General features: G+C 69.9%; 29 protein-coding genes, 1 tRNA gene and 1 riboswitch. Of the genes, 13 read left to right on the forward strand and 17 right to left on the reverse strand.

Annotated features, from left to right (window positions below; genetic code table 11):
* A complete protein-coding gene (gene bcp, locus ACIQRL_RS06325; RefSeq protein ID WP_037619171.1) occupies positions 1-468 on the reverse strand; it encodes a thioredoxin-dependent thiol peroxidase in 468 nt (155 codons plus the stop codon).
* A 135-nt stretch (positions 469-603) separates the two neighbouring features.
* Here bcp and ACIQRL_RS06330 point away from each other — a divergent pair, with 135 nt between their 5' ends.
* The 4 genes from ACIQRL_RS06330 (at position 604) to ACIQRL_RS06345 (ending at position 2,423) form a co-directional block, all read left to right on the forward strand.
* A complete protein-coding gene (locus ACIQRL_RS06330) occupies positions 604-942 on the forward strand; it encodes a DUF3618 domain-containing protein (RefSeq protein WP_401327663.1) in 339 nt (112 codons plus the stop codon).
* A 98-nt stretch (positions 943-1,040) separates the two neighbouring features.
* Positions 1,041-1,343, forward strand: a complete 303-nt coding sequence (locus ACIQRL_RS06335) for a co-chaperone GroES (RefSeq protein ID WP_103554526.1) — start codon at positions 1,041-1,043, stop codon at positions 1,341-1,343.
* 49 nt (positions 1,344-1,392) lie between these two features.
* Positions 1,393-1,463, forward strand: a riboswitch (guanidine-III (ykkC-III) riboswitch).
* 29 nt (positions 1,464-1,492) lie between these two features.
* Positions 1,493-1,813, forward strand: coding sequence for a DMT family transporter (locus ACIQRL_RS06340; RefSeq protein WP_401327665.1), 321 nt, complete (start codon positions 1,493-1,495; stop codon positions 1,811-1,813).
* 527 nt (positions 1,814-2,340) lie between these two features.
* Positions 2,341-2,423 (forward strand) — tRNA-Leu (locus ACIQRL_RS06345).
* A 72-nt stretch (positions 2,424-2,495) separates the two neighbouring features.
* Here ACIQRL_RS06345 and rdgB read toward each other — a convergent pair.
* From rdgB to ACIQRL_RS06365, 4 genes are all read right to left on the reverse strand, one after another.
* The gene (gene rdgB / locus ACIQRL_RS06350; RefSeq protein ID WP_401327668.1) at positions 2,496-3,098 is read right to left on the reverse strand and encodes an RdgB/HAM1 family non-canonical purine NTP pyrophosphatase; all 603 of its coding nucleotides are present in this window, start codon (positions 3,096-3,098) and stop codon (positions 2,496-2,498) included.
* A 252-nt stretch (positions 3,099-3,350) separates the two neighbouring features.
* Complete coding sequence (locus ACIQRL_RS06355; protein ID WP_401327669.1) at positions 3,351-3,749, reverse strand: hypothetical protein; 399 nt, start codon at positions 3,747-3,749, stop codon at positions 3,351-3,353.
* A 145-nt stretch (positions 3,750-3,894) separates the two neighbouring features.
* Positions 3,895-4,641, reverse strand: a complete 747-nt coding sequence (gene rph, locus ACIQRL_RS06360; protein WP_401327671.1) for a ribonuclease PH — start codon at positions 4,639-4,641, stop codon at positions 3,895-3,897.
* A 134-nt stretch (positions 4,642-4,775) separates the two neighbouring features.
* The gene (locus ACIQRL_RS06365) at positions 4,776-5,009 is read right to left on the reverse strand and encodes a PTS glucose/sucrose transporter subunit IIB (RefSeq protein WP_351122607.1); all 234 of its coding nucleotides are present in this window, start codon (positions 5,007-5,009) and stop codon (positions 4,776-4,778) included.
* A 174-nt stretch (positions 5,010-5,183) separates the two neighbouring features.
* On the opposite strand from ACIQRL_RS06365, the gene ACIQRL_RS06370 reads away from it, so the two are divergent.
* The 4 genes from ACIQRL_RS06370 to ACIQRL_RS06385 all read left to right on the forward strand — a co-directional run bounded on the left by ACIQRL_RS06370 (position 5,184) and on the right by ACIQRL_RS06385 (position 9,691).
* Positions 5,184-6,470 (forward strand): PTS transporter subunit EIIC, encoded by a 1,287-nt coding sequence (locus ACIQRL_RS06370; RefSeq protein WP_401327674.1) that lies wholly within the window; start codon positions 5,184-5,186, stop codon positions 6,468-6,470.
* Between the two features lie 316 nt (positions 6,471-6,786).
* On the forward strand, positions 6,787-8,052 hold the full coding sequence (locus tag ACIQRL_RS06375; protein ID WP_401327677.1) for a PTS transporter subunit EIIC: 1,266 nt from the start codon (positions 6,787-6,789) through the stop codon (positions 8,050-8,052).
* A 103-nt stretch (positions 8,053-8,155) separates the two neighbouring features.
* A complete protein-coding gene (locus tag ACIQRL_RS06380; protein WP_401327680.1) occupies positions 8,156-8,356 on the forward strand; it encodes a hypothetical protein in 201 nt (66 codons plus the stop codon).
* A gap of 27 nt (positions 8,357-8,383) precedes the next feature.
* Positions 8,384-9,691 (forward strand): glycosyltransferase, encoded by a 1,308-nt coding sequence (locus ACIQRL_RS06385; protein ID WP_401327682.1) that lies wholly within the window; start codon positions 8,384-8,386, stop codon positions 9,689-9,691.
* 6 nt (positions 9,692-9,697) lie between these two features.
* On the opposite strand, the gene ACIQRL_RS06390 is transcribed toward ACIQRL_RS06385, so the two are convergent.
* The gene (locus ACIQRL_RS06390; RefSeq protein ID WP_401327685.1) at positions 9,698-10,450 is read right to left on the reverse strand and encodes an MBL fold metallo-hydrolase; all 753 of its coding nucleotides are present in this window, start codon (positions 10,448-10,450) and stop codon (positions 9,698-9,700) included.
* A gap of 251 nt (positions 10,451-10,701) precedes the next feature.
* Here ACIQRL_RS06390 and ACIQRL_RS06395 point away from each other — a divergent pair, with 251 nt between their 5' ends.
* Positions 10,702-11,175, forward strand: a complete 474-nt coding sequence (locus ACIQRL_RS06395; protein ID WP_401327688.1) for a type II toxin-antitoxin system PemK/MazF family toxin — start codon at positions 10,702-10,704, stop codon at positions 11,173-11,175.
* Positions 11,176-11,396: 221 nt separating this feature from the next.
* Here ACIQRL_RS06395 and ACIQRL_RS06400 read toward each other — a convergent pair whose 3' ends face one another.
* From ACIQRL_RS06400 to clpS, 7 genes are all read right to left on the reverse strand, one after another.
* The gene (locus ACIQRL_RS06400) at positions 11,397-12,347 is read right to left on the reverse strand and encodes a PLP-dependent cysteine synthase family protein (protein ID WP_401327690.1); all 951 of its coding nucleotides are present in this window, start codon (positions 12,345-12,347) and stop codon (positions 11,397-11,399) included.
* Positions 12,348-12,364: 17 nt separating this feature from the next.
* Positions 12,365-12,643, reverse strand: coding sequence for a MoaD/ThiS family protein (locus ACIQRL_RS06405; RefSeq protein ID WP_037619201.1), 279 nt, complete (start codon positions 12,641-12,643; stop codon positions 12,365-12,367).
* A 115-nt stretch (positions 12,644-12,758) separates the two neighbouring features.
* Positions 12,759-12,860 (reverse strand): putative leader peptide, encoded by a 102-nt coding sequence (locus ACIQRL_RS06410; RefSeq protein WP_313904860.1) that lies wholly within the window; start codon positions 12,858-12,860, stop codon positions 12,759-12,761.
* A gap of 79 nt (positions 12,861-12,939) precedes the next feature.
* On the reverse strand, positions 12,940-13,362 hold the full coding sequence (locus tag ACIQRL_RS06415) for a M67 family metallopeptidase (protein ID WP_355848865.1): 423 nt from the start codon (positions 13,360-13,362) through the stop codon (positions 12,940-12,942).
* A 109-nt stretch (positions 13,363-13,471) separates the two neighbouring features.
* Positions 13,472-14,923, reverse strand: coding sequence for an amino acid permease (locus ACIQRL_RS06420; RefSeq protein WP_401327694.1), 1,452 nt, complete (start codon positions 14,921-14,923; stop codon positions 13,472-13,474).
* A gap of 331 nt (positions 14,924-15,254) precedes the next feature.
* Positions 15,255-15,860 (reverse strand): DUF2017 domain-containing protein, encoded by a 606-nt coding sequence (locus tag ACIQRL_RS06425; RefSeq protein WP_401327697.1) that lies wholly within the window; start codon positions 15,858-15,860, stop codon positions 15,255-15,257.
* Positions 15,861-15,913: 53 nt separating this feature from the next.
* Positions 15,914-16,222 carry an ATP-dependent Clp protease adapter ClpS gene (gene clpS / locus ACIQRL_RS06430; protein ID WP_355848856.1) on the reverse strand — a complete coding sequence of 103 codons (309 nt, stop codon included), beginning with the start codon at positions 16,220-16,222 and terminating at the stop codon, positions 15,914-15,916.
* A 184-nt stretch (positions 16,223-16,406) separates the two neighbouring features.
* Between clpS and ACIQRL_RS06435 the strand changes: the two genes are divergently transcribed.
* Both ACIQRL_RS06435 and ACIQRL_RS06440 read left to right on the forward strand, forming a co-directional pair.
* Positions 16,407-17,735, forward strand: coding sequence for a nicotinate phosphoribosyltransferase (locus ACIQRL_RS06435; RefSeq protein WP_401327700.1), 1,329 nt, complete (start codon positions 16,407-16,409; stop codon positions 17,733-17,735).
* A gap of 206 nt (positions 17,736-17,941) precedes the next feature.
* Positions 17,942-18,526: an isochorismatase family protein gene (locus ACIQRL_RS06440; protein ID WP_401327703.1), complete on the forward strand. Its 585-nt coding sequence runs from the start codon at positions 17,942-17,944 to the stop codon at positions 18,524-18,526.
* A 50-nt stretch (positions 18,527-18,576) separates the two neighbouring features.
* Here ACIQRL_RS06440 and ACIQRL_RS06445 read toward each other — a convergent pair whose 3' ends face one another.
* Positions 18,577-18,942, reverse strand: coding sequence for a hypothetical protein (locus ACIQRL_RS06445; protein ID WP_401327706.1), 366 nt, complete (start codon positions 18,940-18,942; stop codon positions 18,577-18,579).
* A 121-nt stretch (positions 18,943-19,063) separates the two neighbouring features.
* Positions 19,064-21,418, reverse strand: a complete 2,355-nt coding sequence (locus ACIQRL_RS06450) for an immune inhibitor A domain-containing protein (protein WP_401327709.1) — start codon at positions 21,416-21,418, stop codon at positions 19,064-19,066.
* Between the two features lie 440 nt (positions 21,419-21,858).
* Here ACIQRL_RS06450 and ACIQRL_RS06455 point away from each other — a divergent pair, with 440 nt between their 5' ends.
* On the forward strand, positions 21,859-22,152 hold the full coding sequence (locus ACIQRL_RS06455) for a hypothetical protein (protein ID WP_401327712.1): 294 nt from the start codon (positions 21,859-21,861) through the stop codon (positions 22,150-22,152).
* 250 nt (positions 22,153-22,402) lie between these two features.
* On the opposite strand, the gene ACIQRL_RS06460 is transcribed toward ACIQRL_RS06455, so the two are convergent.
* Positions 22,403-23,113, reverse strand: coding sequence for an RDD family protein (locus ACIQRL_RS06460; RefSeq protein WP_401327715.1), 711 nt, complete (start codon positions 23,111-23,113; stop codon positions 22,403-22,405).
* An 83-nt stretch (positions 23,114-23,196) separates the two neighbouring features.
* Positions 23,197-24,909: an RDD family protein gene (locus ACIQRL_RS06465; protein ID WP_401327717.1), complete on the reverse strand. Its 1,713-nt coding sequence runs from the start codon at positions 24,907-24,909 to the stop codon at positions 23,197-23,199.
* Between the two features lie 356 nt (positions 24,910-25,265).
* On the opposite strand from ACIQRL_RS06465, the gene ACIQRL_RS06470 reads away from it, so the two are divergent.
* On the forward strand, positions 25,266-25,778 hold the full coding sequence (locus ACIQRL_RS06470) for an SsgA family sporulation/cell division regulator (protein WP_401327720.1): 513 nt from the start codon (positions 25,266-25,268) through the stop codon (positions 25,776-25,778).
* The last annotated feature ends 335 nt before the right edge of the window (positions 25,779-26,113 follow it).

The raw sequence follows: 26,113 nt of genomic DNA on the forward strand, positions 1-26,113 counted from the left end.
TCAGATCCCCAGGTCCTTGATGATCTTCGCCACGTGCCCGGTCGCCTTCACGTTGTACAGCGCCCGCTCGACCTTGCCCTCCTCGTCCACGACCACCGTGGAGCGGATGACACCGACGACGGTCTTGCCGTACAGCTTCTTCTCCCCGAAGGCCCCGTACGCCTCCAGGACCGTCTTGTCGGGGTCCCCGACCAGGGTGACCTTCAGGGACTCCTTCTCGCGGAACTTGGCGAGCTTCTCGGGCTTGTCCGGGGAGACGCCGATGACGTCGTAACCGGCACCGGCCAGCAGGTCGAGGTTGTCCGTGAAGTCGCAGGCCTGCTTCGTGCAGCCGGGAGTCAGAGCGGCCGGGTAGAAGTAGACGATGACCTTGCGGCCCTTGTGGTCGGCGAGGGAGACCTCGTTGCCGTCGGCGTCGGGCAGGGTGAAGGCGGGGGCGGTGTCGCCGGGCTGGAGTCGCTCGCTCATCGGAACCTCACGTGGCCGGGGTGGATGGAATGGATACGGAACGAGCGTAATGGGGGGTGCCGAGGGGTGCGGTCCGGTCCGAACTGACAGACTGTCCGAATCAGGGAGTCATTACACGACCACGGAGGCAGCGCGGTGTCGGATACGTCGAGAACGCCGGATACCAGGACTCCGGCGCAGATCGAGGCGGACATCAAGCACCGCCGCACAACACTCGCCGACACGCTCGACGAGATCGGCGTACGGGTGCACCCGAAGACCATCGTCGGAGACGCCAAGGCCAAGATCGCCTCCAACATCGATCACACACTCGGACAGGCCTACGTCGGCGTCAACCGCGTCGTCGGCGACGTGAAGGGGCAGTTCGTCACCGAGGAGGGCGCGCCCCGACTGGAGCGCATCATCCCGGCGGCTCTCGTCGCGGTGGGACTCGTCGGGCTGCTCGTGGTGGGCACGCGGCGCCGCAAGCGCTGACCCGCCCGCGTACGAAACTGGCCGGGACAGGTAGGTTCGGGGGCGTGAGCGCCAATCGTGAAACGCACAGCACCCATGACGACAAGCTGCCCATCCGGATGCTGCACGACCGCGTGCTGGTACGGCAGGACGCCGCCGAGGGCGAGCGGCGCTCCGGCGGCGGCATCCTGATCCCCGCGACGGCGGCGGTCGGCCGTCGCCTCGCCTGGGCCGACGTCGTCGCGGTCGGGCAGAACGTCCGTACGGTGGAGCCGGGCGACCGGGTCCTGTACGACCCGGAGGACCGGGCCGAGGTCGAGGTGCGCGGCATCGCCTACGTGCTGATGCGCGAGCGGGATCTGCACGCCGTGGCCGCGGACCGCTTCGAGGGGTCCGAGGACTCCACCGGCCTGTATTTGTAGGGCATACGCCACCCGAAGGGGCCGGTGACCATGGTCACCGGCCCCTTTGCCATTGTTTTGCTACGGTGGAAGAACCCCCGACGAGACGCGCCGTACCGGGCACCGCAAAGACGACGCACCCGTCGAGCCGTCGTCTCCCGGAGGTCCCCATGGCCTGGGTTCTGCTGATCATCGCCGGTCTGCTCGAAGTGGGCTGGTCGATAGGAATCAAGTACACCGAGGGCTTCACCCGCCCGGTCCCGAGCGCGCTCACCGCCGCCGGCATCGTCGCCAGCATGGTCCTGCTGTCACAGGCGGCGAAGTCGCTCCCGATCGGCACCGCTTACGGCGTCTGGGTCGGCATCGGCGCGGCGGGCGCGGCGGTCCTGGGCATGCTCGTCCTCGGCGAACCGGCCACAGCCGCCCGCATCTTCTTCGTCTGCCTGCTCCTGGTGTCGGTGGTGGGCCTGAAGGCTACGTCGGGGCACTGAGCCCCTGCCGCGGCCGCGGGTCAGAACGAGATCCACTCCGGCCGGCCGTGAAGAGATACGGGGACCGGTCGTCGGAGTCGGTGAAGGCCGCATGGAGTCGCTCGCCACGGAACGTCCCATCCGATCCGGGCAGTTGACCACCGAACTCGGACAGGTCGTGCCGGAACAGCAGCCAGAGCCGCTCCACGGCCGGACGATCGTCACCGGTCGCCCGACGAACGGTGACGTCGCCGGGCAGGATTTCCCTCTCGAACTGGGTCACAGACATGAAAAAAAGCCTCCCGAGCGGACAGAGGTCCGAGCCCGGAAGGCTTCACCGACGATCAGAAATCCACCGCTGGGCGCGACTGTCCGATGAGCGGTTCACTGCTCCGTACACCAGGACCCAACTGCACAGAGCCCTGAAGGAAGTCGGAGTGCCGTACGCATGCGCGAGTTGCGGCAACAAGGACAGGCTGCCGCTCGCCGGACAGCCGTGGATCGCCGTACACTTGCACCCGCCCGTCACGCTTGACGACGGGCAGCCGGCGGCCTTGGCGGAACGGCAGACGCCTCGCGTTTAGGGCGCGATGGGAGAAATCCCGTGAGGGTTCGAATCCCTCAGGCCGCACTCACCTTCTCTTGCAAGGTTCGGCTTGCGACTTCCGCAAGCCGAACCTTGTCGGTACGCGGTGCGCACCCCTCAGCCCAACAACTCCCGCACCACCGGCGCCAGCGCCCGGAAGGCCTTCCCCCGGTGGCTGATCGCGTTCTTTTCCGCGGGGGACAGCTCCGCGCAGGTTCGGGTGTCGCCGTCGGGCTGGAGGATCGGGTCGTAGCCGAAGCCGTTCGTACCGGCGGGGACGAGCCGCAGGGTGCCGCGGAGTTGGCCCTCGACCACGCGTTCCGTGCCGTCCGGAAGGGCGAGCGCCGCCGCGCAGGCGAAGTGGGCGCCCCGGTGCGGGGCGTCGATGTCGGAGAGCTGGGCGAGGAGCAGGTCCAGGTTGGCCCGGTCGTCGCCGTGTCGGCCGGCCCAGCGGGCGGAGAAGATGCCCGGGGCGCCGTTCAGGACGTCGACGCACAGGCCTGAGTCGTCGGCGACGGCGGGCAGTCCGGTGGCCCGCGCCAGCGCGTGGGCCTTCAGCAGGGCGTTCTCGGCGAAGGTGACGCCGGTTTCCTTGACGTCGGGGATGTCGGGGTAGGCGTCCGCGCCGACGAGCTCATGGGCGAGCCCTGCGTCGGCGAGGATCGCCGTCAACTCGGTGAGCTTTCCGGCGTTGCGGGTGGCGAGGATCAGGCGGGTCATGGTCGCCAGTATCTCCGAGTCCGCTCCCAGGTCCGGCCCTTGTCCGGTCCCGAGCGGGCCCCCGGCCGTGATCCCCCGCCCGGTCGGATCCCGAGCCGGACCGCTTGCCAGTTCCCGAGCCCGGCCCCCGACCGGTCCCGGTCGGTTCCAGGTGTCGGTCCCAGGTACCGGTCCCGAGCCGGGCCCGGCCGAGGTCCCCCGTCCGGTCCGGTCCGGTCCCGAGCCGGGCTCCGCCCGGTCCACCCGCACCCGTTACGGCGTGCACACCTTCGTCAGTTCGCCCGCCGCCGCCGTGACGGGGCTGATGTCGGGGGTGCTGTCGCCGTTCTTGACGGCCGTACGGACGTTGCCGACGGCCTTGTTGAGGTCGTCGACCGCCTTGTTGACGTCGGCGTTGTCGGTCTTGTCGCCGATCTTGGAGAGGTTGTTCTCGATCGAGTTGAGGGACGCGTCGGTCTGCGTCGGGTCGTTCGCCGCGTTCTCCACGGCCTGCTGGAGCGCGGTGACGCTGTCGGCGATCGAGTCGGCGGTCTGCACGCAGTCGAGCGCCTTGTTGACCGCGTCGCAGCCGACGGCCGCCGGAAGGGCGACGAGTGCGGCGACGACGGCGAGTACGGCGGTACGGCGGCGATTGCGGTGGCGCGCGGCCATGGAACGGTCCCTCCCCGTGGGCATGATGTGGCGCGGCCACGTCGGCGGACCGCACCGGCCCGCTGTGCGGTCGGCCCGATCCGCCCGAAGGGGCCGGCGGGCGCACGGCTGGACCGTACGCCCGTACCCATAAGAACGCGAGGGGTTAAGGCGCGGTTGCCTCACCGGTCGCTTCGAGTACCGCTCGCTGGACCGCGGCGAGTTCGTCGCAGCCTCCGACGGCGAGGTCCAGCAGGGCGTTGAGTTCCTTGCGGTCGAAGGGCTCCGCCTCGGCGGTGCCCTGGACCTCGACGAAGCGGCCGTCGCCGGTGCACACGACGTTCATGTCGGTGTCGGCCCTGACGTCCTCCTCGTAGCAGAGGTCGAGGAGGGGGACGCCGCCGACGATGCCGACGGAGACGGCCGAGACCGTGCCGGTGAGCGGCTTGCGGCCGGCCTTGATCAGCTTCTTGCCCTGGGCCCAGGTGACGGCGTCGGCCAGGGCGACGTACGCGCCGGTGATGGCCGCGGTGCGGGTGCCGCCGTCGGCCTGGAGGACGTCGCAGTCGAGGACGATGGTGTTCTCGCCGAGCGCCTTGTAGTCGATGACGGCGCGCAGCGAGCGGCCGATGAGGCGACTGATCTCGTGGGTCCGGCCGCCGATCTTGCCGCGGACCGATTCGCGGTCGCCGCGGGTGTTGGTGGCGCGGGGCAGCATGGAGTATTCGGCGGTGACCCAGCCCTCGCCGCTGCCCTTGCGCCAGCGGGGGACGCCTTCGGTGACGGAGGCCGTGCAGAAGACCTTGGTGTCGCCGAAGGAGACGAGGACGGAGCCCTCGGCATGCTTGCTCCAGCCACGCTGGATGGTGATGGGGCGCAGCTGTTCGGGGGTGCGGCCGTCGATTCGAGACATGGCGTCGAGCCTATCCGCACAGGCGTGAGGGGCTGCCCGCCGGTGGCGGAAACAGCCCCTCACGGGTGAGTCGGAGCCAGTGAAGCGGTGGGTGGCTCGCGGGGAGCCGGGCCGGCCTCAGCGGGTCCGGTCGCTCACATCATGTCTTCGATCTCGCCCGCGATGGGGTCGGCGTCGGTGCCGATGACGACCTGGATGGCGGTGCCCATCCGGACGACTCCGTGCGCGCCGGCGGCCTTCAGGGCGGCCTCGTTCACCAGGTCCGGGTTGGCGACCTCGGTACGGAGGCGGGTGATGCAGCCTTCGACCTCTTCGATGTTGTCGATGCCGCCGAGCCCGGCGACGATCTTCTCAGCCTTGGTGGCCATGTCCTACTCCCTGATCAGAACCGCTTTGTCGCAGTAACCCACAGTTGGCCCATCTTCGCGAGCGGTCATGTCGTGGGTGCCGAAGGATGGCGGTCACGACAGAGCGACGCGTCGCCAACTGGTCTACACCAGTGGACGGGCTGTCGCCAAACCGGTCCGGCCCGGAGGACGCCCATGAGTGCCGTCAGCGCCGTCTCGCCAGCGCGCGCCCGCTGGAACAAGGCTTTCCAGGGGCTGCAGAAGATGGGCCGGAGCCTGCAGTTGCCGATCGCCGTGCTGCCGGCGGCGGGCATCCTCAACCGGCTGGGGCAGCCGGATGTGTTCGGCGCGGACGGGCTCGGCTGGGACAACCTGTCCAAGGTGATGGGGGCGGCGGGCGGCGCGCTGCTGGACGGTCAGCTCGGGCTGCCGATGCTGTTCTGTGTCGGCGTGGCCATCGGTATGGCGAAGAAGTCGGACGGCTCCACGGCGCTCGCGGCGGTCGTGGGCTTCCTCGTGTACTACAACGTGCTGCGCGCGTTCCCGGAGACCTGTCCGGGCGGGAGTGTCAAGATCAAGCTGGGCTGCCAGCTCGAGGACAACTCCGTCGTGGAGTTCAGCTACCAGAATCCCGGGGTGTTCGGCGGGATCGTCATCGGACTGCTGTCGGCGTACTTCTGGAAGCGCTACCACCGGACGAAGCTGGTGGACTGGCTCGGCTTCTTCAACGGACGGCGCCTGGTGCCGATCATCATGGCGTTCGTGGCCGCCGCGTTCGCCTCGCTGTGCCTGTGGGTCTGGCCGCCGATCGGTACGGGGCTGGAGAACTTCAGTGACTGGCTGGTGGGACTGGGGGCGTGGGGTTCGGGTGTGTTCGGGCTGGCCAACCGGGCGCTGCTGGTGATCGGTCTGCACCAGTTCCTGAACGTGCCCATCTGGTTCCAGTTCGGCAGTTACACCAAGCCGGACGGTCAGGTCGTGCACGGGGACATCAACATGTTCCTGGCCGGCGACCCGAACGCGGGGCAGTTCCTCACGGGCTTCTTCCCGATCATGATGTTCGCGCTGCCGGCGGCGGCGCTGGCGATGACGCACACCGCGAAGCCGCATCGGCGCAAGGAGATCGGCGGCCTGATGCTGTCGGTGGCGCTGACGTCGTTCGTCACGGGCATCACCGAGCCGCTCGAGTACTCGTTCCTGTTCATCGCGCCGCTGCTGTATGCGGTGCACGCGGTCCTCACGGGTGTGTCCATGGCGGTGACGTGGGGGCTCGGTGTGCACGACGGCTTCAGTTTCTCCGCGGGTCTGATCGACTACATCATCAACTGGAACCTGGCGACGAAGCCATGGCTGATCGTTCCGATCGGGCTGTGTTTCGCCGCGGTCTATTACGCGATCTTCCGGTTCGCGATCACGAAGTTCGATCTGAAGACTCCGGGGCGGGAGCCCGACGAGGACGTCGAGGACACCACGAAGGCGTAGCCCTCCCCCGCCAGGAGACGAGTCTCCCGCCGTCAAGGTATAGACCTCTGCACGAGCGCGACGCGGACTGCCGCACGAAGGGCCCCCGGGACAGCCGGTCCGGGGGCCCTTCGGCATGACCGGAACCGGTTGTTCCCGTTATGGCCGAGACCACAAAATTCGTGGGTTCCTTATCCAGCCTTCACCGTGCTAGAAACAGGTCTACACCACTGAGTGGTGTAGACCACGCGAGGCCGAGCGTCGCCGCGTGCCGTCGAAGACGCCGCCGTCCTCTCCCCTGTCCCCTGGGCGGCGCCTTGCCAACTGGAGGAAGTTGATGACCACGGCCAGCGCGGCACCCGCCGCCGAGAAGAAGAAGGGCGCCGGCGCGATGGCGGTGCTGCAGCGCATCGGCCGCAGCCTGATGCTGCCGGTCGCCGTGCTGCCCGCAGCCGCGCTCCTGGTGCGCCTCGGCAACCCCGACATGCTGGGGCGCCCGTCGTTCCCGGCGTTCCTCACCAAGATCGCCGGCTTCATGGCGGCGGGTGGCAACGCGATCCTCGACAACATGGCGCTGCTGTTCGCGGTGGGCATCGCGATCGGCTTCGCGAAGAAGTCGGACGGCTCGACCGCGCTCGCCGGCGTGGTGGGCTATCTGGTCTTCAAGAACGTGCTGGCCACGTTCACCGACAAGAACCTGCCCAAGGTGGCCACGGCCGTCGACGGCAAGGTCGTCATGGTCGACGCCCCGGTGGACGCCAAGGTGCTCGGCGGCGTCGTCATGGGCATCGTCGTGGCCCTGCTCTACCAGCGCTTCTACCGCACGAAGCTGCCCGACTGGGCGGGCTTCTTCGGCGGCCGGCGGCTCGTCCCGATCCTGTCGGCCTTCGCGGGCCTGGTCATCGGCATCGTCTTCGGCTACATCTGGCCGGTCCTCGGCACGGGTCTGCACAACTTCGGTGAGTGGCTCGTCGGTTCGGGCGCCGTGGGCGCCGGCATCTTCGGTGTCGCCAACCGTGCGCTCATCCCGATCGGCATGCACCACCTGCTGAACTCCTACCCCTGGTTCCAGGCGGGCGACTACCACGGCAAGAGCGGCGACATCTCGCGCTTCCTCGCGGGTGACCCGACCGCCGGTCAGTTCATGACGGGCTTCTTCCCGATCATGATGTTCGCACTGCCCGCGGCCTGCCTCGCGATCGTGCACTGCGCACGGCCCGAGCGCCGCAAGGTCGTCGGCGGCATGATGTTCTCGCTCGCCCTGACCTCGTTCGTCACGGGTGTCACCGAGCCCATCGAGTTCACGTTCATGTTCATCGCGCCGGCCCTGTACGCGATCCACGCGGTCCTCACCGGTGTCTCGCTGGCGCTCACCTGGGCGCTCGGGATGCGGGACGGCTTCGGCTTCTCGGCAGGCGCCGTCGACTTCGGCCTCAACATAGGCATCGCGTCCAACCCCTGGGGCCTGGTCCTGGTGGGCCTGTGCTTCGCCGCCGTCTACTACGTCGTCTTCCGCTTCGCGATCACCAAGTGGAACCTCCCGACGCCGGGCCGCGAGTCCGACGAGGAACTCGCCGAACTGCAGAAGGCCGAGGCCAAGTAACTCCAGGCTTTCCGTCCAGCACAGCCGAATTCCCCGGGCCGACGGCCGGTCCGGGGAATTCGGCATGCCCGGAAAGCGAATGGACCGGTGCCCCCACAGGAGCGTGAAGAGCCCGCTGTCGATAGCCCGTGCCGTCCTGCACGCCCCAGAGGTCTACCTGTTCGACGAGACGTTCAGCGGGATCGACCGAGAGACCCTCACCCTCATCTGGGGCCACCTGGGCTCGGTGAAGGGAACGAAGGTCATGGTCTCGCACGGCCATGTCCAGGACATTGCGTTCGACCTCGTCCACACCCTCGGCTGAGTCCCGACCGGAAAGGCCCCCCCTCCGATGAAGCTCGCGAAGCTGCTCGATCTCGTCCGCACGGACGGCGGCCTCCCACCGTCCCGGCTGGCCGCCGACCTGGCCCTGATCACCACAGTGTCCCTGGACCTCGCAGAGACCGAGCTCGTCTCTTCCGACTGCGCGCGGCTGGCAGCGTCGTACGAGCGGAGCCGGCCCGCCACTGTCACGGCCGTCGTCCTCACCCGCGACGAGGAGGACCGTGTCGAGGGCACGCTCCTCGCGCTCGCCCGCGACGCCGACCACTGCCTGCTGATCGACTCCGGTTCCACGGACGCCACACTGGAACGTGCCCGCCGGGCCCGGCCTGACCTGCGCGTCCTCTCCGCGCCCTGGGTCGAGGACTTCTCCCACCACCGCAACCTCGCCCTCGCCGACGTAACCGAGGGCTGGATACTCCACGTCGACGCGGACGAGGTCCTCGCCGCTGAGCACGGGGGCCGCATCCGCCGCGCACTGACCGTCCTCGACCACCTCCTGCCCACGGCGGACTTCGTCGTGTCGCCCGCGATCGCCGACATCGACGGCCCGACCTACACCAACACCCAGCGCTTCCTGCGCTCCGGCAGCCCCTTCCGTTTCATGGGCCGCGTCCACGAGCACCCCTACGACGTCTCGGGGAACGCGCCGGCCCGCGTCGGCATCGATGTGCGGCTGGACCACTCGGGGTATCTGCCGAACGTGGTCGACGCCCGCGGAAAGCGCGACCGGTACGGCCGACTCTGCCGGCTGGCCGCGGCCGAGGAGCCCGACAACCCCAAGTGGGCCTTTTACGAGGTCCGCGACACCCTGGACTACCGGACCATGTCCCGACAGGAACTGATGGCGGCCTTCACCCGGATCGAGAAGGCCTTCAAGGGTGCTGTTCCCGGTGCGGGACCGGAGTACCGGTCGGAGCGGACCGTCGACGCGTGGGCCCTGCTGTGCGAGCTGGCCGTCCGTTTCGGCGGAGCCGAGGAAATCCGCGCCTACACCGCGCTGCTCGCCGGGGCCGGGAGGTCGGTGGAAGCGACGTACTACCGCACCGTGCTGGAGTCGAGCCGGCTGCTCGGACGTCTCTCCGCACTCGTCGACGGCGTCACCGCCGTCGAACGGGACGAGGAGCCGGGCAACCGGCATCTGATGGCGCGGCTCTTCGAGCTCCAGGCGACGCTGGCGCTCGCCAGCGGCCGGTACGAGACGGTCGTGCCCGCCTACGGCAAGGCCGTCGCGCGGGGCGCGGGGCAGAGCGTGACCGAGGACTTCGCGATGCTGGCCCGTGTACTGCCCGGCCCGCACGACGGCGCCGGGCAGTAACAGCGGTCAGATCTCGTACGTGACCCCCGGTGCCGCCAGTTCCACCGGGCCCCGGTATGCCGAGCGGGCGTCCGTCAGGTTGGTGGGGGCGTCCGTCCACGGGGGGATGTGGGTGAGGACGAGGCGGCGGGCGCCGGCGCGGGCGGCGGTCTGGCCGGCCTCGAGGCCGTTGAGGTGGAGGCCGGGGATGTTCTCCTTGCCGTGGGTGAACGCGGCCTCGCACAGGAACAGGTCCGTGTCGCGGGCGAGTTCGTCCAGGGCCTCGGTCACCCCGGTGTCCCCGGAGTACGTCAGTGACCTTCCGTCGTGCTCCACCCGGATGCCGTACGCCTCGACGGGGTGGCTCACCCGCTCCGTGTACACCGTGAACGGGCCGATCTCGAACGTGCCCGGCTTGACGGTGTGGAAGTCGAAGACCTCGCTCATCGAGGACGCGGACGGCGTGTCGGCGTAGGCCGTGGTGAGGCGGTGTTCCGTTCCCTCGGGTCCGTAGACGGGGATCGTCTCGCAGCGGCCGCCGTCGTGGCGGTAGTAGCGCGCGACGAAGTACGCGCACATGTCGATGCAGTGGTCGGCGTGCAGATGGCTGAGGAAGATCGCGTCGAGGTCGTAGAGACCGCAGTGGCGCTGCAGCTCGCCCAGGGCACCGTTGCCCATGTCGAGAAGCAGCCGGAAGCCGTCGGCCTCTACGAGGTAGCTCGAACAGGCCGATTCCGCGGACGGGAACGACCCCGAGCAGCCGACGACGGTGAGCTTCATAAGAGCTGGAACCTCCGCGCTGGCAGGAAGTGCAGAGAGAGTAGATGCGGGGTGCAGGTACTCGGTTGCAGATACGGGAACGGGGGTCGTGCGGTCCGTCGAGCGTAAGGCGCAAAAGGGCCGGTCGCTCCTCCGCCAGGGGCTGTTGTGGGCGAACTCACCTGTGGTGTCACCGGTTCGGATGGACCTTGGGGCAACCGGGGTCCGCACCGGGCGGGCGCCGGCACATGCGCGCCGGTACCTTCTTCGGTATGGACACGTCCTGGTGGCTCGCGTTGGCGGCGGTGGTGCTGCTCGCGCTGGTCGCGGCACTGGTGGACGGCTGGGGGCGCCGCGGGCGCCGGCCGGCCGCGCGGAAGCGTCCCCCGGGGCGGCCGACGGGTCCCCGCCGGGGCGGAACGCTCCGCGGAGGGCCGCTGCCCAAGGCGGCGGAGATCTGGTGGGCGAACGTCCCCTACGAGGACGGGCCGGAGGCCAAGGACCGGCCGTGTCTGGTGCTGGTGGTGCGCGGAAAGCGGGTGACCGTCGCGAAGATCACCAGCAAGTACCACGGCGAGCGGCCCGGGGTGATCCCGCTGCCGCCGGGTGCCGTGGGGGACGCCCACGGGCGGCCGAGTTTCCTGGAGACGGACGAGCTGCGCGAAGTGCCGGTCGGCGATTTCCGGCGGCGGGTCGGTGTGGTGGATCCGATCCTGTGGGACCAGGTCCGCTACCTGGCCCGCTGAGCCCGGCCTCGACGTAGACATAGACCTATAACCACCCAGACCTAGACATTTACGTAGACCTAATCTAGACCCGCACCCATGCCCGGCCCCTCTCGGCCGGTCCCGGACCCGGCGGCTCCTCCTCGGCAGCGCGGACATGCCGGAGGGCGCGGGGCCCTGTTCGGTCCCCGCGCCCTCCGGTCCGGTCCGTCCGGCCTGTCCGGCCTCTCCCGTCACCCGGGCTAGGCCCAGAGCTGGCCCTGCAGTGCCTCGATGGCCTCTTCCGTCGTCGCCGCCGTGTAGACGCCCGTCGACAGGTACTTCCAGCCGCCGTCCGCGACCACGAAGACGATGTCGGCCGGCTCACCGGCCTTGACGGCCTTGTTGCCGACGCCGATCGCCGCGTGCAGCGCGGCTCCGGTGGAGACGCCCGCGAAGATGCCCTCCTGCTGGAGGAGTTCCCGGGTGCGGGTGACCGCGTCCGCCGAGCCGACGGAGAAGCGGGTGGTGAGGACGGAGGCGTCGTACAGCTCCGGTACGAAGCCCTCGTCCAGGTTCCTGAGCCCGTAGACCAGGTCGTCGTAACGCGGTTCCGCGGCGACGATCCTGACGTCCGGCTTGTGCTCGCGCAGGAAGCGTCCGACGCCCATGAGGGTCCCGGTGGTGCCGAGGCCCGCCACGAAGTGGGTGATGGACGGCAGGTCGGCGAGGATCTCCGGGCCCGTCGTGGCGTAGTGCGCGCCGGCGTTGTCCGGGTTGCCGTACTGGTAGAGCATCACCCAGTCCGGGTGCTGCGCCGAGAGTTCCTTGGCGACGCGGACGGCGGTGTTGGAACCGCCCGCGGCCGGGCTGGGGATGATCTCGGCGCCCCACATGCCGAGCAGCTCACGGCGTTCCTGCGAGGTGTTCTCGGGCATGACGCAGACCATGCGGTAGCCCTTGAGCTTCGCCGCCATGGCCAGGGAGATGCCGGTGTTGCCGCTGGTCGGCTCCAGGATCGTGCAGCCCGGAGTCAGGCGGCCGTCCTTCTCCGCCTGCTCGATCATGTGGAGGGCCGGCCGGTCCTTGACCGAACCCGTCGGGTTGCGGTCCTCCAGCTTCGCCCAGATTCGGACGTCCGCGGACGGCGAGAGTCGCGGCAGGCGCACCAGGGGGGTGTTGCCCACCGCGGCGAGCGGGGAGTCGTAGCGCATCGGAGACCAGCGGCCGATCAGGCCATGCCACCGGCGACGGCCGGCAGGATCGTGACGTTGTCGCCGTCGGTCAGCTTGGTGTTGATGCCGTCGAGGAAGCGGACGTCCTCGTCGTTGAGGTAGACGTTGACGAAGCGGCGCAGTTCGCCGCCGTCCACGATCCGGGCCCGGATGCCCGCGTGACGGGTGTCGAGGTCGGTGAACAGCTCGGCAAGGGTCGCCCCGCCGCCCTCGACGGCCTTCTCGCCGTTCGTGTAGGTGCGGAGGATGGTGGGGATGCGGACCTCGATGGCCATGGTTGCGGGCTCCTGTCGGAAGGAAAGTCAGGTCGGAAGACGCGCGGCAGCGCGGGCAGGGCAGGGAGTACGCCGGTTGCGGTGCCGCGGCTCTCGGCCGTACGGCGGCGGCAGGTCAGCGCGTACAGATGGCGCTCTGCAGCCTGCACAGGTCGACGTGCAGCCGCGCCACGAGCAGCATGCCCGGCGTCTTGTCGCTCACGTCGTGGGAAACCATGGGCTCATCGTATCGATTCCCGGTACGGGCCCCGGAGTGTGATCTCGCATTCCGGACGCTTTTTGACCGTTGGGTGAGATCAGTAACTCTCTACGACCTTGACCTCCTCCTCCGTGACCTCGCCTTCCACGATCCGGTACGAGCGGAACTGGAAGGGGCCGGCGTCGTCGGTGTCCGCGGTGGAGACCAGGACGTAGTGCGCGCCGGGCTCGTTCGCGTACGCGAGGTCGGTGCGGGAGGGGTAGGCCTCGGTCGCGGTGTGCGAGTGGTAGATGACGACGGGCTCCTCGTCGCGGTCGTCCATCTCGCGGTAGAGCTTGAGGAGGTCGCCGGAGTCGAACTCGTAGAACGTGGGCGAGCGGGCCGCGTTGAGCATCGGGATGAAGCGCTCGGGGCGGTCGGTGCCCGCGGGTCCCGCGACGACGCCGCACGCCTCGTCGGGGTGGTCCTGGCGCGCGTGCGCGACGATCTGGTCGAACAGGGCGTCGGTGATTCTCAGCATGCTGGTCAGGATAGACAGAAGGGCCGTCCCGTACCGAGGCGTGGTACGGGACGGCCCGTATGCCGGACGTCCTGAGCGGTGGCCGGGGCGGCCGGACATCCGGGGGAGGTCAGCCGATCGTCTCGAGTTCCGGTTCGCGGCGTTCGGTGACCTGGGGGTTGCGTGCCTTGAGGACCGCCCAGCCGATGGCCAGGGCGGCGGCCCAGACGGCCATCACGTACAGACAGATACGGGACTCGGAGTCGTAGGCGATCAGGCCGGTGACGAAGAGGAGGAACACGACGGCGACCCAGCTGCACTTCGCGCCGCCCGGGGCGGGGAAGGACGAGGCCGGCAGCCGGCCGGCGTCGACCGCGCGGCGGTACAGGATGTGGCTGACCAGGATCATCAGCCAGGTCCAGATGCCGGCCGCGGTGGCCACCGAGGTGACGTATCCGAAGGCCTTCTCGGGGACGACGTAGTTGAGGACCACGCCGATTCCCATGAAGAGCACGGAGACGGTGATGCCGAGCGCGGGCGTCTTGGTGGACGACAGCCTGCTGAAGACCCTCGGGGCCTCGCCGCTGTCGGCGAGGTTCCGCAGCATGCGGCCGGTGGAGTACATGCCCGAGTTGCAGGAGGACAGGGCGGCGGTGAGGACCACGAAGTTGACGATGCCCGCGCCGGCCGGGATGCCGATCTTGGCGAAGGCCTCGACGAACGGGCTCACACCTGGCGCGAACTCCGTCCACTTCACGACGCAGAGGATGACCGTGAGGGCGCCGACGTAGAAGAGGGCGATGCGCCACGGGAGGGTGTTGATGGCCTTCGGGAGCGTCTTCTCGGGGTCCTCGGACTCGCCCGCCGTGACGCCGACGAGCTCGACGGCGAGGTAGGCGAACATGACGCCCTGGAGGGTCATCAGGGACGAGCCGATGCCGTTGGGGAAGAAGCCGTCGAACTGCCAGAGGTTGCTGACGGAGGCGGTGTCACCGGCGGAGCTGAAGCCGAAGGTGAGGACACCGATCCCGATGACGATCATGCCGATCAGCGCGGTGACCTTGACCATCGAGAACCAGAACTCGATCTCGCCGAAGAGCTTCACCGAGATCAGGTTGGCCACGAAGAGGACGACGAGGAACACCAGTGCCGTCACCCATTGGTGGATCCCGGGGAACCAGTAGTGGACGTAGATCGCGGCGGCCGTGAGCTCGGCCATGCCGGTGACCACCCACATCAGCCAGTACGTCCAGCCGGTGAAGTAGCCGAAGAACGGGCCGAGGAACTCGCGGGAGTACTCGGCGAAGGAGCCCGAGACCGGGCGGTAGAGCAGGAGCTCGCCGAGCGCCCGCATGATGAAGAAGATGATCACGCCCGCGAGGGCGTACATCACGATGAGGCTGGGCCCGGCCTTGGCGATGTTCGCCCCGGCTCCCAGGAAGAGGCCGACGCCGATGGCGCCGCCGATCGCGATCATCTGGACCTGACGGCTGCCGAGCCCGCGCTCGTACCCCTCTTCGGGGGCGTCGCCGCCCACGGCCTCACTGCCGTCGTATTTCTTGCCGACCTGCGATGAGGTCATGTCTGGTGCGCCTTTCTCCATACCGGTCCGAGCCAGTCCCTCGGCTTCGAATCGGCTTCCGATCCCCCCGGACAGGTGGAGCTTGTGCCTGGCCGGCGGTCCGCCGGCTCGGTGGCGCACCCGGCGGGACATGGGTGGTGTCCTGCCGGGCGGTCGTGAAGATCTATCACGGCGGCGGCGTCGATCGGTTGAGGGTGATGTTGCGCAGACCACAGAAAGAACCGGACAAAACGTCGAACCGCACCCCATAGGGCGCGGCTGCGGTGACGTGATCGTTATCCGGATTTGAGCGTCCGCTGAGCGAACGCGAGAGGTGTCATGTCATGACAGTTCAGGGCATAAGGGTTTCGACCAGCGTCTCCTGGAGGCCGCCGAGCCAGAGGTACGCCATCACCATCGGCTTGCGCGGGTCCTCGTCGGGGAGGCGGTAGAGGAGGTCGGTGTCCTCCTCGTCGACGACGTCGAGCCGCGAACCGATGGCCAGGCGCAGGTCGTTCAGGGCGCGCAGCCACTGCTCGGACTGCTCGGTGGTCAGTTTGAGGACCGCTCCGCCGTCGCCGCCGGGCGTCAGCCCGTCCAGCGAGCGGATCACCGTGAGGGCGTTCTCGCGCTTGCCCGCACGCAGGTCGTTCTCGGTGAAGCGGCGGAACTCGGCGGAGTGGGCCTGCTGTTCCTCCGCCTGCTCGGGCGAACGGGCCTCGACGCCGGGGCCGCTGTAGGCGTCGGGGAACAGGCGCTTGAGCACCGGGTCGCTCGGCGGCTCGCTGGGGCCTTCCGCGAACAACTCGGCGAGCGGGTCCGCGGAGGCGTCCTCCGCGGGGCCGGGACCGATGAGCTCCAGGAGCTGGACGGCGAGGGAGCGGATGATGGAGATCTCGACCTCGTCGAGCGCGACGGCCGCGCCGCCGCCGGGGAGCGGTTCGAAGTGTCCTGGCATGGAGTGAGTTCGCTACTTCCGGTCCTGCAGGCGGTCGGTTGACAGGGGGCCGGCTACTTCCGGTCCTGCTGAAGGGTGGCCCACAGACCGTAGCCGTGCATGGCCTGCACGTCGCGCTCCATCTCCTCGCGCGTGCCGCTGGAGACGACCGCCCGGCCCTTGTGGTGGACGTCCATCATCAGCTTGGTGGCCTTGTCCTTGGAGTAGCCGAAGTACGTCTGGAAGACATACGTCACATAGCTCATGAGGTTGACCGGGTCGTTGTGGACGATCGTGACCCAGGGGACGTCCGGCTCGGGTACGGCGAAGACCTCCTCCGCCGACTCGGTCTTCTCGATCTCTAGAGGTGCGGGAGCCGTCACACGCCCATGCTGCCACCAGAGGGGGTCACCCGCACAAACGCACCCCCGAAAAGAGGGCCGGAACGAGGACCGGAACCTGAGGGAACCAGGGGCCGAACCGGGGGCCGAAGCGGGGGCCGACACCCCGGGAATCCCGGACCACCGGAAATCGTCAGACTGACGAAATGGGGGTACGATCCCTGCCATGAACACAGCGGACCTTGGGCTGCCGGTGGATGTTCCCTCTACGGCACTCTTCACTGACCAGTACGAGCTGACGATGCTGCAGGCCGCGCTCGCGGCCGGAACCGCCGAGCGGCGCTCGGTCTTCGAGGTCTTCACCCGGCGGCTGCCCGAAGGACGGCGCTACGGAGTCGTCGCGGGCACCGGACGCGTCCTCGACGCCGTCGAGAACTTCCGGTTCGACGCGGACGTCCTCGGCTTCCTGCGCGAGCGCGGGATCGTGGACGAGCCGACCCTGCGGTGGCTCTCCTCGTACCGCTTCGGCGGGGACATCTGGGGCTACCCGGAGGGCGAGGTGTACTTCCCGGGCTCTCCTCTCCTGCGGGTCGAGGGCAGCTTCGCGGAGTGCGTGCTCCTGGAGACGGTGATCCTCTCGATCCTCAACCACGACTCCGCCATCGCCGCGGCCGCCTCCCGCATGGCCTCCGCCGCGGGCGACCGGCCGCTGATCGAGATGGGCGCCCGGCGCACCCACGAGCTGGCCGCGGTGGCCGCCTCGCGGGCCGCGTACATCGGCGGGTTCACCACCACCTCCGACCTGGCCGCCGGTTTCCGCTACGGCATCCCGACCGTGGGCACCTCGGCGCACGCCTTCACCCTGCTGCACGACCACGAACGGGACGCCTTCCGGGCGCAGGTGGACTCACTGGGCCGGGGCACCACGCTGCTCGTGGACACCTATGACGTCACCGAGGCGGTCCGCACGGCCGTCGAGGTCGCCGGCACCGAACTCGGCGCCGTGCGCATCGACTCCGGTGACCTGCTGCTCGTAGCCCACCGGGTGCGCCAGCAGTTGGACGAGCTGGGCGCGACCGGGACGAAGATCGTCGTGACCTCCGACCTCGACGAATACGCCATCGCCTCGCTGGCGGCGGCGCCCGTGGACGCGTACGGCGTCGGCACCCAGCTCGTGACCGGATCCGGCCATCCGACGTGTTCGATGGTGTACAAACTGGTCGCCCGTGCCGAGTCGGCCGACCCGAAGGCACCTCTGGAGCCGGTGGCGAAGAAGTCCACGGGCGGCAAGACGTCCATCGGCGGCCGCAAGTGGGCCGCACGGCGCCTGGACGAGCAGGGGGCCGCCGAGGCCGAGGTGATCGGCGTCGGGCCCGTGCCCGGCGAGCTGGCCGACCAGCAGCTCCTGGTCCAGCTCGTCAAGGGCGGACAGGTCCTGTCCCGTGAGCCGCTCGATGTCGTACGCGACCGGCACGCGGCCGCCCGCGCCCGGCTGCCGCTCTCGGCGACCCAGCTGTCGCGCGGCGAGCCGGTGATCCCCACCGAGTACGTCTGAGGCGCGCGGGGCGGGCGGGACGGCCGGTGCGGGAGTGACGCCGCGCATGAACCTCCGGTGAGCGGGAATGCAACGGCAGCGTGCCCGCGCGGGCCGCGAAAGCCGAATCCCCCCTCCCGCACAGCCCTCGAAGTCTCTAGGCTCGGAAGTTCAACGGCCGGGCCCGCACCCTTGTCTGCCGCACCCATAGCCGAAGGACACCGCCCATGCGCCGCGCCTTGATCGTCGTAGACGTGCAGAACGACTTCTGCGAGGGAGGCAGTCTCGCGGTGGCCGGGGGCGCCGATGTGGCCGCCGCGGTCACGGAGCTGATCGGGCAGGCCCCCGCCGGCTACCGGCATGTCGTCGCCACCCGGGACCTGCACATCGCGCCCGGGGGGCACTTCGCCGACAACCCCGACTACGTGCACTCCTGGCCCGCGCACTGCGTGGCCGGCACCGAGGGGGTGGGCTTCCATCCGAACTTCGCCCCGGCCGTCGCCTCCGGCGCGATCGACGCCGTCTTCGACAAGGGCGCCTACGCGGCGGCCTACAGCGGCTTCGAGGGCGCCGACGAGAACGGGATGCCGCTGGGCGACTGGCTGCGCGCCCGCGGAATCGGTGAGGTGGACGTGGTCGGTATCGCGACCGACCACTGTGTCAGGGCGACCGCCCTGGACGCCGCGCGGCAGGGCTTCCGCACGACCGTCCTGCTCGACCTGACGGCCAAGGTGGCGGAGGAGACGACGGAGCGCGCGCTGGAGGAGCTGCGCGCCGCCGGAGTCGAGCTCACGGGCAAGCCCGTGGTGTAGCGGTACCGCGACACCGGGTCACAGCCGCCCCCGCGGGCACTCCCGCGGCCTCACGGCTGCGGTGTCGGGCGTCTGAGCAGGGTTCTGATCGGGTGCCACAGCTCCTGGGGGAGCTCGGGGACACCGCTGGCGATGACGCCGCCGTCGGGGACCACGCCGTCGGGAGCCGTGCGCCATATGAGCCCGTCGGGGTGGTGCAGGACCGCGGTGATCTCGTCGGGGGTGGGCGGGGCCGCGTTGCCCCGGAGGTAGACGGCGCGCAGGCCCAGGTTCCGCAGCCGGGTCAGGGCGCGGGCCCGGTTCTGGGCGACGACCAGGAACCGCAGGCAGCCGAAGCCGTAACCTGCCGGACTGGGCAGGTTCAGCGCCACTACGACGCTGCCGTTCGGCAATCTGCAGAAACCTCCTGCGGCCATGCGGTCACACCCCCGTGCGAGTCGGTGTCAATAAGCCGGGCACAGGACGCACCTAAACACGATCGGCGGCAACCCGCCAGGGGGTTGCCGCCGATACGTCTTTGACCTGCGGAAATGCTGACTACTTCACCGCGGGGCCGACCTTGAGGGAGATCGTGGAGCCGTCCTTGGCCTCCTTGACGATCTGGATCTTGGTGTTGGTGTCAGTGATCTTGACGCCGCCGGTCGGGTTCCGGTTGTCGTAGTAGTCGCTGGTGTGGTCGTTGAAGACGGACACACCCTTCGACGACGGGATCCTCGTGGCGACGTCCGCGCTGTGCAGCGTGAGGCCGTCCGTGCGGTACAGGCTGAACGGGGAGTCGTAGGCCTGGATGCGGTTGCGCATCAGCGTGCCGTTGTCCCACCACAGGGCCTTCGGGTGCGAGTCGACCGGAAGCGCGAGGCCGACACCCGGGTGCTGGCTGGTGTTGTTGTCCGCCTGCGAGGTGTCCCACTTCCAGATCAACAGGCCGTTCTGGTACGGGTAGTGCTCCACCCAGTCCGGACGGGTCGTCGAGAAGCCGAAGTTGTACGGGCCGACCTTGAGGGTCTTGTCGTACGAGACGTACTGGCGGTTCTCCGCGAGGTAGTACTGCGCGTAGTCCTTGGTGAACGAGGCGCCGATGCGGGAGAAGCCGCTCGCGGTCCAAGCGGGGTCGGCCGTCTCGGCGTTGTCCGAGAAGAGCGCGCCGCCGTCGGCGGTGACGCCGATCTCGTCGGCCGCGAAGCCCTTCAGCGCCACACCGCCGTCGCTCTGGTAGCGGAAGCGGATGTCGATCTTCTTGCCAGCGTAGGCGTCGAGCGGGTACGCCAGCTTCTTGTACGCGTCGACCGTGCCGGTGAGGGCGGGCTTGTCGCTGCCGTCGCGCGGGATGGCGGCGCCGTTCACCGTGCCGTCGAGAGCGGTCCAGTTGGCGCCGCCGTCGGTGGAGACCTCGGTGTAGAGGTAGTCGTAGCCGGCCTCGATGTCGTACCAGCCGTCGAGGGTCAGCGTCGCCGACGACTTGCCCGTGAGGTCGACGGAACGGGTCAGCGTGTTCTTCAGGTTGTCGCCGCTGCCGCTCCACCACTGGGCCGAGCCCTGCGCCGGGTTGACGACCGTGGTCGTGACCGCCTTGTCCGGCAGACTGACGACGAGCGCCTGCTTGTTCCAGGTGTTGTACTCGGCGACGCCCAGCTTGTGCGTGGACTGCTTGCCGGCCTTGGCGGTGTCGTAGTTCAGCCAGCCGAGCTGGAGCTTGTCCCAGGCGTTGAAGTCGCCGGGGAGGTTGCCGATGGAGTCCTTGCCGGTGCCGAGCCAGGAACCCGAGGACATCAGGGTCCAGAAGCCGGTGGAGTTGTCGCCGCCGGCGGTGTCGTAGTGGTCCGGCAGACCGAGGTCGTGACCGTACTCGTGGGCGAAGACGCCGAGTCCGCCGTTCTCCGGCTGGATGGTGTAGTCGCCGACCCAGATGCCGGTGTCGCCGATCTGGGCGCCGCCGAGCTTGTTGTCGGCCGGACCCGTGGCACCCGCGTCGGTGCCGAACGCGTACCAGCGGTGGGCCCAGATCGCGTCGGTGCCCTGGACGCCGCCGCCCGCGGACTCGTCCTCACCGGCGTGCACGATCTGGAAGTGGTCGATGTAGCCGTCCGGCTCGTTGAAGTTGCCGTCGCCGTCGTAGTCGTAGCGGTCCCACTGGTCGAACTGGGCCAGGTCCGCCTTGATGGCCGCGTCGCTCTTGCCGGCCGCCTTCTGCTGGGCGACCCAGGCGGTGACGCCGTCACTGACGACGTTCCACACGCTCGTGCAGTTGGTGGAGCCGCAGGCGTCGTTGCCGTAACGGGCCTCGTTGTAGGGCACCTTGACCCAGTCGGCGACCTTGCCGTCGACCGAGTAGCGGCCCGAGGACTGCGTCTCGTAGAACTTCTTCATCGACTCGGTGTTCTTGCCGGTGCCGAAGTAGAGGTCCTGGAAATGCTTCTGGTTGTAATCCGCCTGCCAGGCCGTGCTGTTGTCCTTCGCACGGTCCGGCGCGGCTATCTGGTTGTGCGCGGGCCCGGCGGTGCCGCCGAACTTGGGGTCCGTCTTGTCGCCGAACTCGACCAGGATCGTGAAGATCTTGTCGGTCTTCTCGCGGCCGAGCTCCACGTACTTGGAGCTGCCCTTCTTGCTCTTCAGCTGGACAACCTGCGAGCCGTTGCGGTTCTGCACCTTGGCGTCGCCGGAGATCACCTGGTTCAACGCCTCTTGGTGCTGGGCGTTCTGAGTCTTGCTCAGCGGTCCGTCGAGGTCGTGGTCGACCGTGTTCCGGACCGGCTGGGGGTCGTGGCGTTCCACGACCGGTGACGCGTGGGCCGCATCGGCCTGCGCCACGGCGTACGTCGAGAACGTGGCGGTGGCCGCCGCGAGGGCGACGCCCACCGCGGCCGCTCTGAACGTCCATGGTCTGTTGGTCACTTGATGTCCTCCCCCGCGCACGTTCACGCGGAGGGGGTTCCGGGTCATGGAGGTCCGCGAGCGTCTGCGCGTTTCAAGTGACGACATTTGACCGGAGTTACCAAAGAAAAAACAGATCTTGACTTGAACCTGGCAAGTGCATTATGCGGAGCCTACGTTCGCTATCCGGACGCCCCCGAAACCCCCCAACCGGCGCGCCCATACGTCCACTTGATGGACGCGATGACTCCGTGCGCCCCCTGTGCACCGGCACCGTGGGTAAGGTCACGCTTACCGGACGTTCCACTCGGGCATGCAGGCGAATAGAGTCGCTTGGCGAAGCGTCGGAAACCGGCGGGAAGCCACGTCGACACCGTTGTCCCACCCCCGATTCCTATCCGCACCCTCCCCCATCGCGAGAGGCCCCGGGGGGAGAACCCCCATCCGAGGACACGATTGCCATGCCTCGTCCGACCGCCGCACAGCTCGCCTACGGTTCCTGCACCGTGATCTTCTCCACCCTCGCCATGCTGCTGCTGTCACAGACGAGTTCGAGCCTGGGGATCGTGCTGATCGCCCTCTCGGCACTCGCTCTCGGCCTGCTGGTGGCCATGACGGTCCCGCTGCCGAAGCCGAAACCCGCGCCGCCCGCCGCCGCGGCCGTCATCCACGAGCGGGTGACGGTGCGACGCGAGACCGCGTCCGTCTCCGCCGCCTCCGTGCCCGAGCCGGTGCGCGAACCCGCGGGGCCCTGAAGCGGCGTACGCGAGCCCGCGCGCCCCGGTTCCCCGGTGGACCGGCGGACGGCCTGCGCCCCGGACGCTTCGACCTCGTACCCGAACCGAACCCGAACGGCGGGCCCGTGAACCACGGACCCGCCGTTCGTGCGTGCGCCGTCGCCGCCACGGCCCCGGCTCACGCGGTCCCGGCCCAGAATGCCCCGGCACAGATCGTCCGGCCCGCGCTGTCCGGCCCGCGTCACCGGGCCGTACGACCCGGCCACCGTCACCCGGCGTCGACCACCACCGTCTTGGCCGCCTTGTCGTGCAGGCCCTGCTTGTAGGGCTTGTCGAAGAAACTCCAGCCGCCCGCGATCGCCGTCCAGATGCAGGCGCAGCAGAACGCGAACGGAATCCACAGGACCAGGGCGCGGACCAGCGAGGTCTGCACGGAGGGCGTCGAGCCGTTGTCGAGGTTGGCGACGCGGTGGTTGAACAGCCGCTTGCCGAAGGTCTGGCCCGTCTTGCTGATCATCACGGTGTCGTACGCGACGAAGCACACGGCGACCACCAGGGACTGCCCGAGCGACTTGCTGTACTCGATCTTGTTCGAGTCCATGTTGTACTCGGTGACCCCGAACGCCCAGGACAGCAGCCACGCCACGATGCCCACCAGGATCATGTCCAGGATCCTCGCCAGCACCCGCTTCCCGCTGTCCGCGAGCGGCGGCATCCCGGCGAGCGGGTCGCCGCCGTACGGGCCGCCACCGCCGTAGGGGTCTCCGCCGCCGCCTTCGCCGTAGGGGCCGCCGCCTCCGTTCGGAGGGGGCCCGCTTCCGAACGGAGGCGGCTGACTGCCGTAGGGCGGGGTCTCGCCCCCGGACGGGGGCGGCGGGTCGTACGGGGACCCCGCGCCCTCGCCGGGCGGTGGCTGCTTCCTGAACGGGTCGTCGTCCGGTGGCCGGCCGGGGCCCGGGGGCGGCGGTTCGCTGCTCATGGCCCGAGTCGACCGCGAACCCCCCGGCTCCGCATCCGGCGAAGGGCCGTCCGGGGGACGCTATTGCCGGGCCGTGGACGGGACTACCGGGCGGGCCCCGCCACGAAGGTGTGCGCCGCCTTGTCGTGCCAGCACTGGCTCCAGGGCTTGTCGAACAGGCACCACAGGACGCCGACGAACCCGACGAGCAGCAGGCACGGCACGCTGAGGACGAGCCAGCGGCCGAGGGCCCGTCCGAAGGTGGGCGGTTCATGACCCTCTATGTCGCGCACCTCGACGTCGAACAGCTTCTTGCCCGGCGTGCGGCCCCACTTGGCGGTGGGCAGGACCTCGTAGAGAACGCCGAACAGGAGCAGTACGGCGAGGACGGCGCCGAGGCAGGAGACGGTCGTGCCGTCGAGGAGCCAGACGGTCACCTTCTCGCCCGACAGCCTGGCCGCGTCGATCTTCTCGTTGATGTGGTCGACCGCCCTGGTGCCCAGCGGCACGGCGGCCGCCGCGGTGACTCCGGCGAGGACGACGGTGTCCACCAGCCGCGCGGCCAGCCGTCTGCCGAGTCCGGCCGGACGGCCCTCCGACTGCCGGCGGGCCGCCGCCTGGAACACGTCCTCGACCGGCGGCTTCCACTGCGGGACCCGCTGCCCCTCCTCGGCCGGGTCGCCCGCGAGCTGGTGCACCTGCTGGGCCCAGGAGGGCTGGCCGCCACCGGCCCCGGAGGCCATGGGGGCTCCGTCGCCGGGCTGTTGGGGGACGGTGGGAGCGGCCTGCGCGGCGGACGCCCTGGCGGCGGCCTGCGCGGCGGCGCTCTGCGCGGCCTCAGCGGCGGCGTTCCGAGCTGCCTGCCCGGTGCCGAAGCCGCCTCCGGACGACGTCCCGGACGCCGTGGGCGCGCCGGACGGGCCGGACGCGGCAGGTGCGGCGGACGCGGCCGCCGCCGGCCCTGCGCTCCCGCCGCGCGCCCCGCTCTGCCGCTCCGTACGCGGGGAGGGCGCACGAAAAGCCCTGTCGTCCTCGGCGGGCACGAGGTCCGGGGTGCCGGGAGTGACGGTGGAGTGTCCGGCTCCGGACGGTCCGGCACCCGCGGCAGCCCCGGGCCCGCGCCGGCCGTCGGCTCCTCGCGAACTCGCGTCACCCGTACGGCCCGTACCGTCCACCCCGCCCGTACCGCCGGCGCCTTCCGCACTCTCCGGCCCCTTGGGCGGAACCGGTCCCGTGGGGCGGCGGAAGACCACGGAGCCTCCGGTCGCCGGGGGCCGGGGGATGCCGGAGTCGGCGGGCGGGATCGTCGTCGTACCGTCCGTCCGCGCCGCGGCCCCGTCGGGCTGGATCACCGCGTCGGCGGAACCCGCCGCACGCGGGTCGCGCGGGTCGGATGCCTGCGGCGCGCCCCAGGAGACCCGGCGGTCCTGGTCGCTGCCGAAGCCGGACTGCTGGGAGCGGTCGGCGCCCCACGCGGCGGCGGGTTCGGGCCGGCTGCCGTGCTGGGACTCGGCGCGGGTGGCCGGGCGGGGCTGCGGGTCCTCGTCGAAGAAATGCGGACCCGTCTCCTCCGCGGCGGGGGTGACTCCCCGCCCGCGCGCGTCCGTGAACTCGGGGGACGGTGCCGGAGCGGGCACGCGCGCGGGGCGCACACCGGGCGGCGGGGCGAGCGCCTCGCCGCCCGACGGTGCCGGGCGGCTCGTGCCCGGCACCCAGGCGGCACCGTTCCAGTACCGGACATATCCAGGGATGGAGGGGTCCGGGTAATACCCTTCGCGGGGCCTGTCGTCACCGGGGGCCGGGGTTGGGGCGCTCATGTCCGTCGTCCCGTATCTGCTCGGGGGTCATATTGGGGGTCCACATCTACCAGACCCGCGCACGCGTCACGGCCGGTCCCGCCGTACCCACTCCTTTCGGGCAAGGTTCCGCCCCGTCTTGCGAGCGGACGTCCGAGGCTGTCCGAGCCGTGCCCGAACAAGGGCCGAAGGGGAGCCGTGGATGGGCCCCGGGAGAGCCGTGGAAGAGGCGGGGAAGAGGCGGGGAAGAGCCGTACGAGAGCCGAAGCGGGCCCGAAAGAATCACCCGAACCCGCGTAATGCTCACGGCGCCAGGCGCTCTCCACTCGTACGGGCCCTCCCACAGGAGCCCGTACGACGAAAGGAAGCGCATCGACATGCACACCGTGGTGGAACGCGAGCTGGAGCTTCATCTCGTCCTGTCGCCCGAGCGCAGCATCCCCGTGCCCGCGCGCCTGAGTTACCGCTCCGACGACCCGTACGCCGTCCGCATCACCTTCCACATCGGCTCCGACCATCCCATCAACTGGACGTTCGCCCGTGAGCTGCTCGTCGAAGGGGTGTTCCGGCCGTGCGGGCACGGCGATGTGCGGGTGTGGCCGACGAAGGTCGGCGGCCGGGGTGTCGTCCTGATGGCGCTGAGCTCGCCGGACGGCGACGCGCTGCTGGAGGCACCCGCCGGGCAGATCTCGGCCTGGCTGGAGCGCACCCTCAGGGCGGTCCCCCCGGGCTCCGAGGCCGAGGCGCTCGGCATCGACGCGGGTCTGGCCGAGCTGCTCGCGCCGTCCCCGAGGCTCTCGGCCTCGCTCGACCAGGGGGGAACCCCGTCGCCCGACGACCTGTGGCTGCGCGACCCCTGGCCGTCGGACGAGTCCACGGACGGTGAGTAGCCCTGCCGGGGCGGCGGACGGTGAACACCCGGGCGGGGCCTCGCACGGCAAACAACCGGATCGGGCCTCGGACGGCGAGCGGCCGACCCGGGCCTCGCACGGCGAGCGGCCGACCCGGGCGTCGCACGGCGAGCGGCCGGCCCGGGCGTCGGACGGCGAGCGGCCGGCCCGGGCGTCGGACGGCGAGCGGCCGACCCGGGCCTCGCACGGCGAGCGGCCGACCCGGGCCTCGCACGGCGAGCGGCCGACCCGGGCCTGGCACGACAAACAACCGGACCGGACGTCGGACGGCAGGCGGCCGGACCGGGCCTCGCACGGCGAGCGGCCCTGCCGCG

This window comes from Streptomyces sp. NPDC091209 (assembly GCF_044757755.1).
Classification (GTDB): domain Bacteria; phylum Actinomycetota; class Actinomycetes; order Streptomycetales; family Streptomycetaceae; genus Streptomyces.

Coding starts and splice junctions, on each gene's coding strand:
- ACIQRL_RS06355 (WP_401327669.1), bottom strand. CDS start 3,749: ATGGCCGCGCGCCACCGCAATCGCCGCCGTACCGCCGTACTCGCCGTC.
- ACIQRL_RS06385 (WP_401327682.1), top strand. CDS start 8,384: ATGAAGCTCGCGAAGCTGCTCGATCTCGTCCGCACGGACGGCGGCCTC.
- ACIQRL_RS06365 (WP_351122607.1), bottom strand. CDS start 5,009: ATGGCCACCAAGGCTGAGAAGATCGTCGCCGGGCTCGGCGGCATCGAC.
- bcp (WP_037619171.1), bottom strand. CDS start 468: ATGAGCGAGCGACTCCAGCCCGGCGACACCGCCCCCGCCTTCACCCTG.
- ACIQRL_RS06395 (WP_401327688.1), top strand. CDS start 10,702: ATGGACACGTCCTGGTGGCTCGCGTTGGCGGCGGTGGTGCTGCTCGCG.
- ACIQRL_RS06420 (WP_401327694.1), bottom strand. CDS start 14,923: ATGACCTCATCGCAGGTCGGCAAGAAATACGACGGCAGTGAGGCCGTG.
- rdgB (WP_401327668.1), bottom strand. CDS start 3,098: ATGACCCGCCTGATCCTCGCCACCCGCAACGCCGGAAAGCTCACCGAG.
- ACIQRL_RS06410 (WP_313904860.1), bottom strand. CDS start 12,860: ATGGTTTCCCACGACGTGAGCGACAAGACGCCGGGCATGCTGCTCGTG.
- ACIQRL_RS06400 (WP_401327690.1), bottom strand. CDS start 12,347: ATGCGCTACGACTCCCCGCTCGCCGCGGTGGGCAACACCCCCCTGGTG.
- ACIQRL_RS06445 (WP_401327706.1), bottom strand. CDS start 18,942: ATGGCCGCAGGAGGTTTCTGCAGATTGCCGAACGGCAGCGTCGTAGTG.
- ACIQRL_RS06425 (WP_401327697.1), bottom strand. CDS start 15,860: ATGCCAGGACACTTCGAACCGCTCCCCGGCGGCGGCGCGGCCGTCGCG.
- ACIQRL_RS06435 (WP_401327700.1), top strand. CDS start 16,407: ATGAACACAGCGGACCTTGGGCTGCCGGTGGATGTTCCCTCTACGGCA.
- ACIQRL_RS06390 (WP_401327685.1), bottom strand. CDS start 10,450: ATGAAGCTCACCGTCGTCGGCTGCTCGGGGTCGTTCCCGTCCGCGGAA.
- ACIQRL_RS06460 (WP_401327715.1), bottom strand. CDS start 23,113: ATGAGCAGCGAACCGCCGCCCCCGGGCCCCGGCCGGCCACCGGACGAC.
- rph (WP_401327671.1), bottom strand. CDS start 4,641: ATGTCTCGAATCGACGGCCGCACCCCCGAACAGCTGCGCCCCATCACC.
- ACIQRL_RS06455 (WP_401327712.1), top strand. CDS start 21,859: ATGCCTCGTCCGACCGCCGCACAGCTCGCCTACGGTTCCTGCACCGTG.
- ACIQRL_RS06440 (WP_401327703.1), top strand. CDS start 17,942: ATGCGCCGCGCCTTGATCGTCGTAGACGTGCAGAACGACTTCTGCGAG.
- ACIQRL_RS06375 (WP_401327677.1), top strand. CDS start 6,787: ATGACCACGGCCAGCGCGGCACCCGCCGCCGAGAAGAAGAAGGGCGCC.
- ACIQRL_RS06465 (WP_401327717.1), bottom strand. CDS start 24,909: ATGAGCGCCCCAACCCCGGCCCCCGGTGACGACAGGCCCCGCGAAGGG.
- ACIQRL_RS06335 (WP_103554526.1), top strand. CDS start 1,041: ATGCTGCACGACCGCGTGCTGGTACGGCAGGACGCCGCCGAGGGCGAG.
- ACIQRL_RS06370 (WP_401327674.1), top strand. CDS start 5,184: ATGAGTGCCGTCAGCGCCGTCTCGCCAGCGCGCGCCCGCTGGAACAAG.
- ACIQRL_RS06470 (WP_401327720.1), top strand. CDS start 25,266: ATGCACACCGTGGTGGAACGCGAGCTGGAGCTTCATCTCGTCCTGTCG.
- ACIQRL_RS06415 (WP_355848865.1), bottom strand. CDS start 13,362: ATGCTGAGAATCACCGACGCCCTGTTCGACCAGATCGTCGCGCACGCG.
- ACIQRL_RS06340 (WP_401327665.1), top strand. CDS start 1,493: ATGGCCTGGGTTCTGCTGATCATCGCCGGTCTGCTCGAAGTGGGCTGG.
- ACIQRL_RS06405 (WP_037619201.1), bottom strand. CDS start 12,643: ATGGCCATCGAGGTCCGCATCCCCACCATCCTCCGCACCTACACGAAC.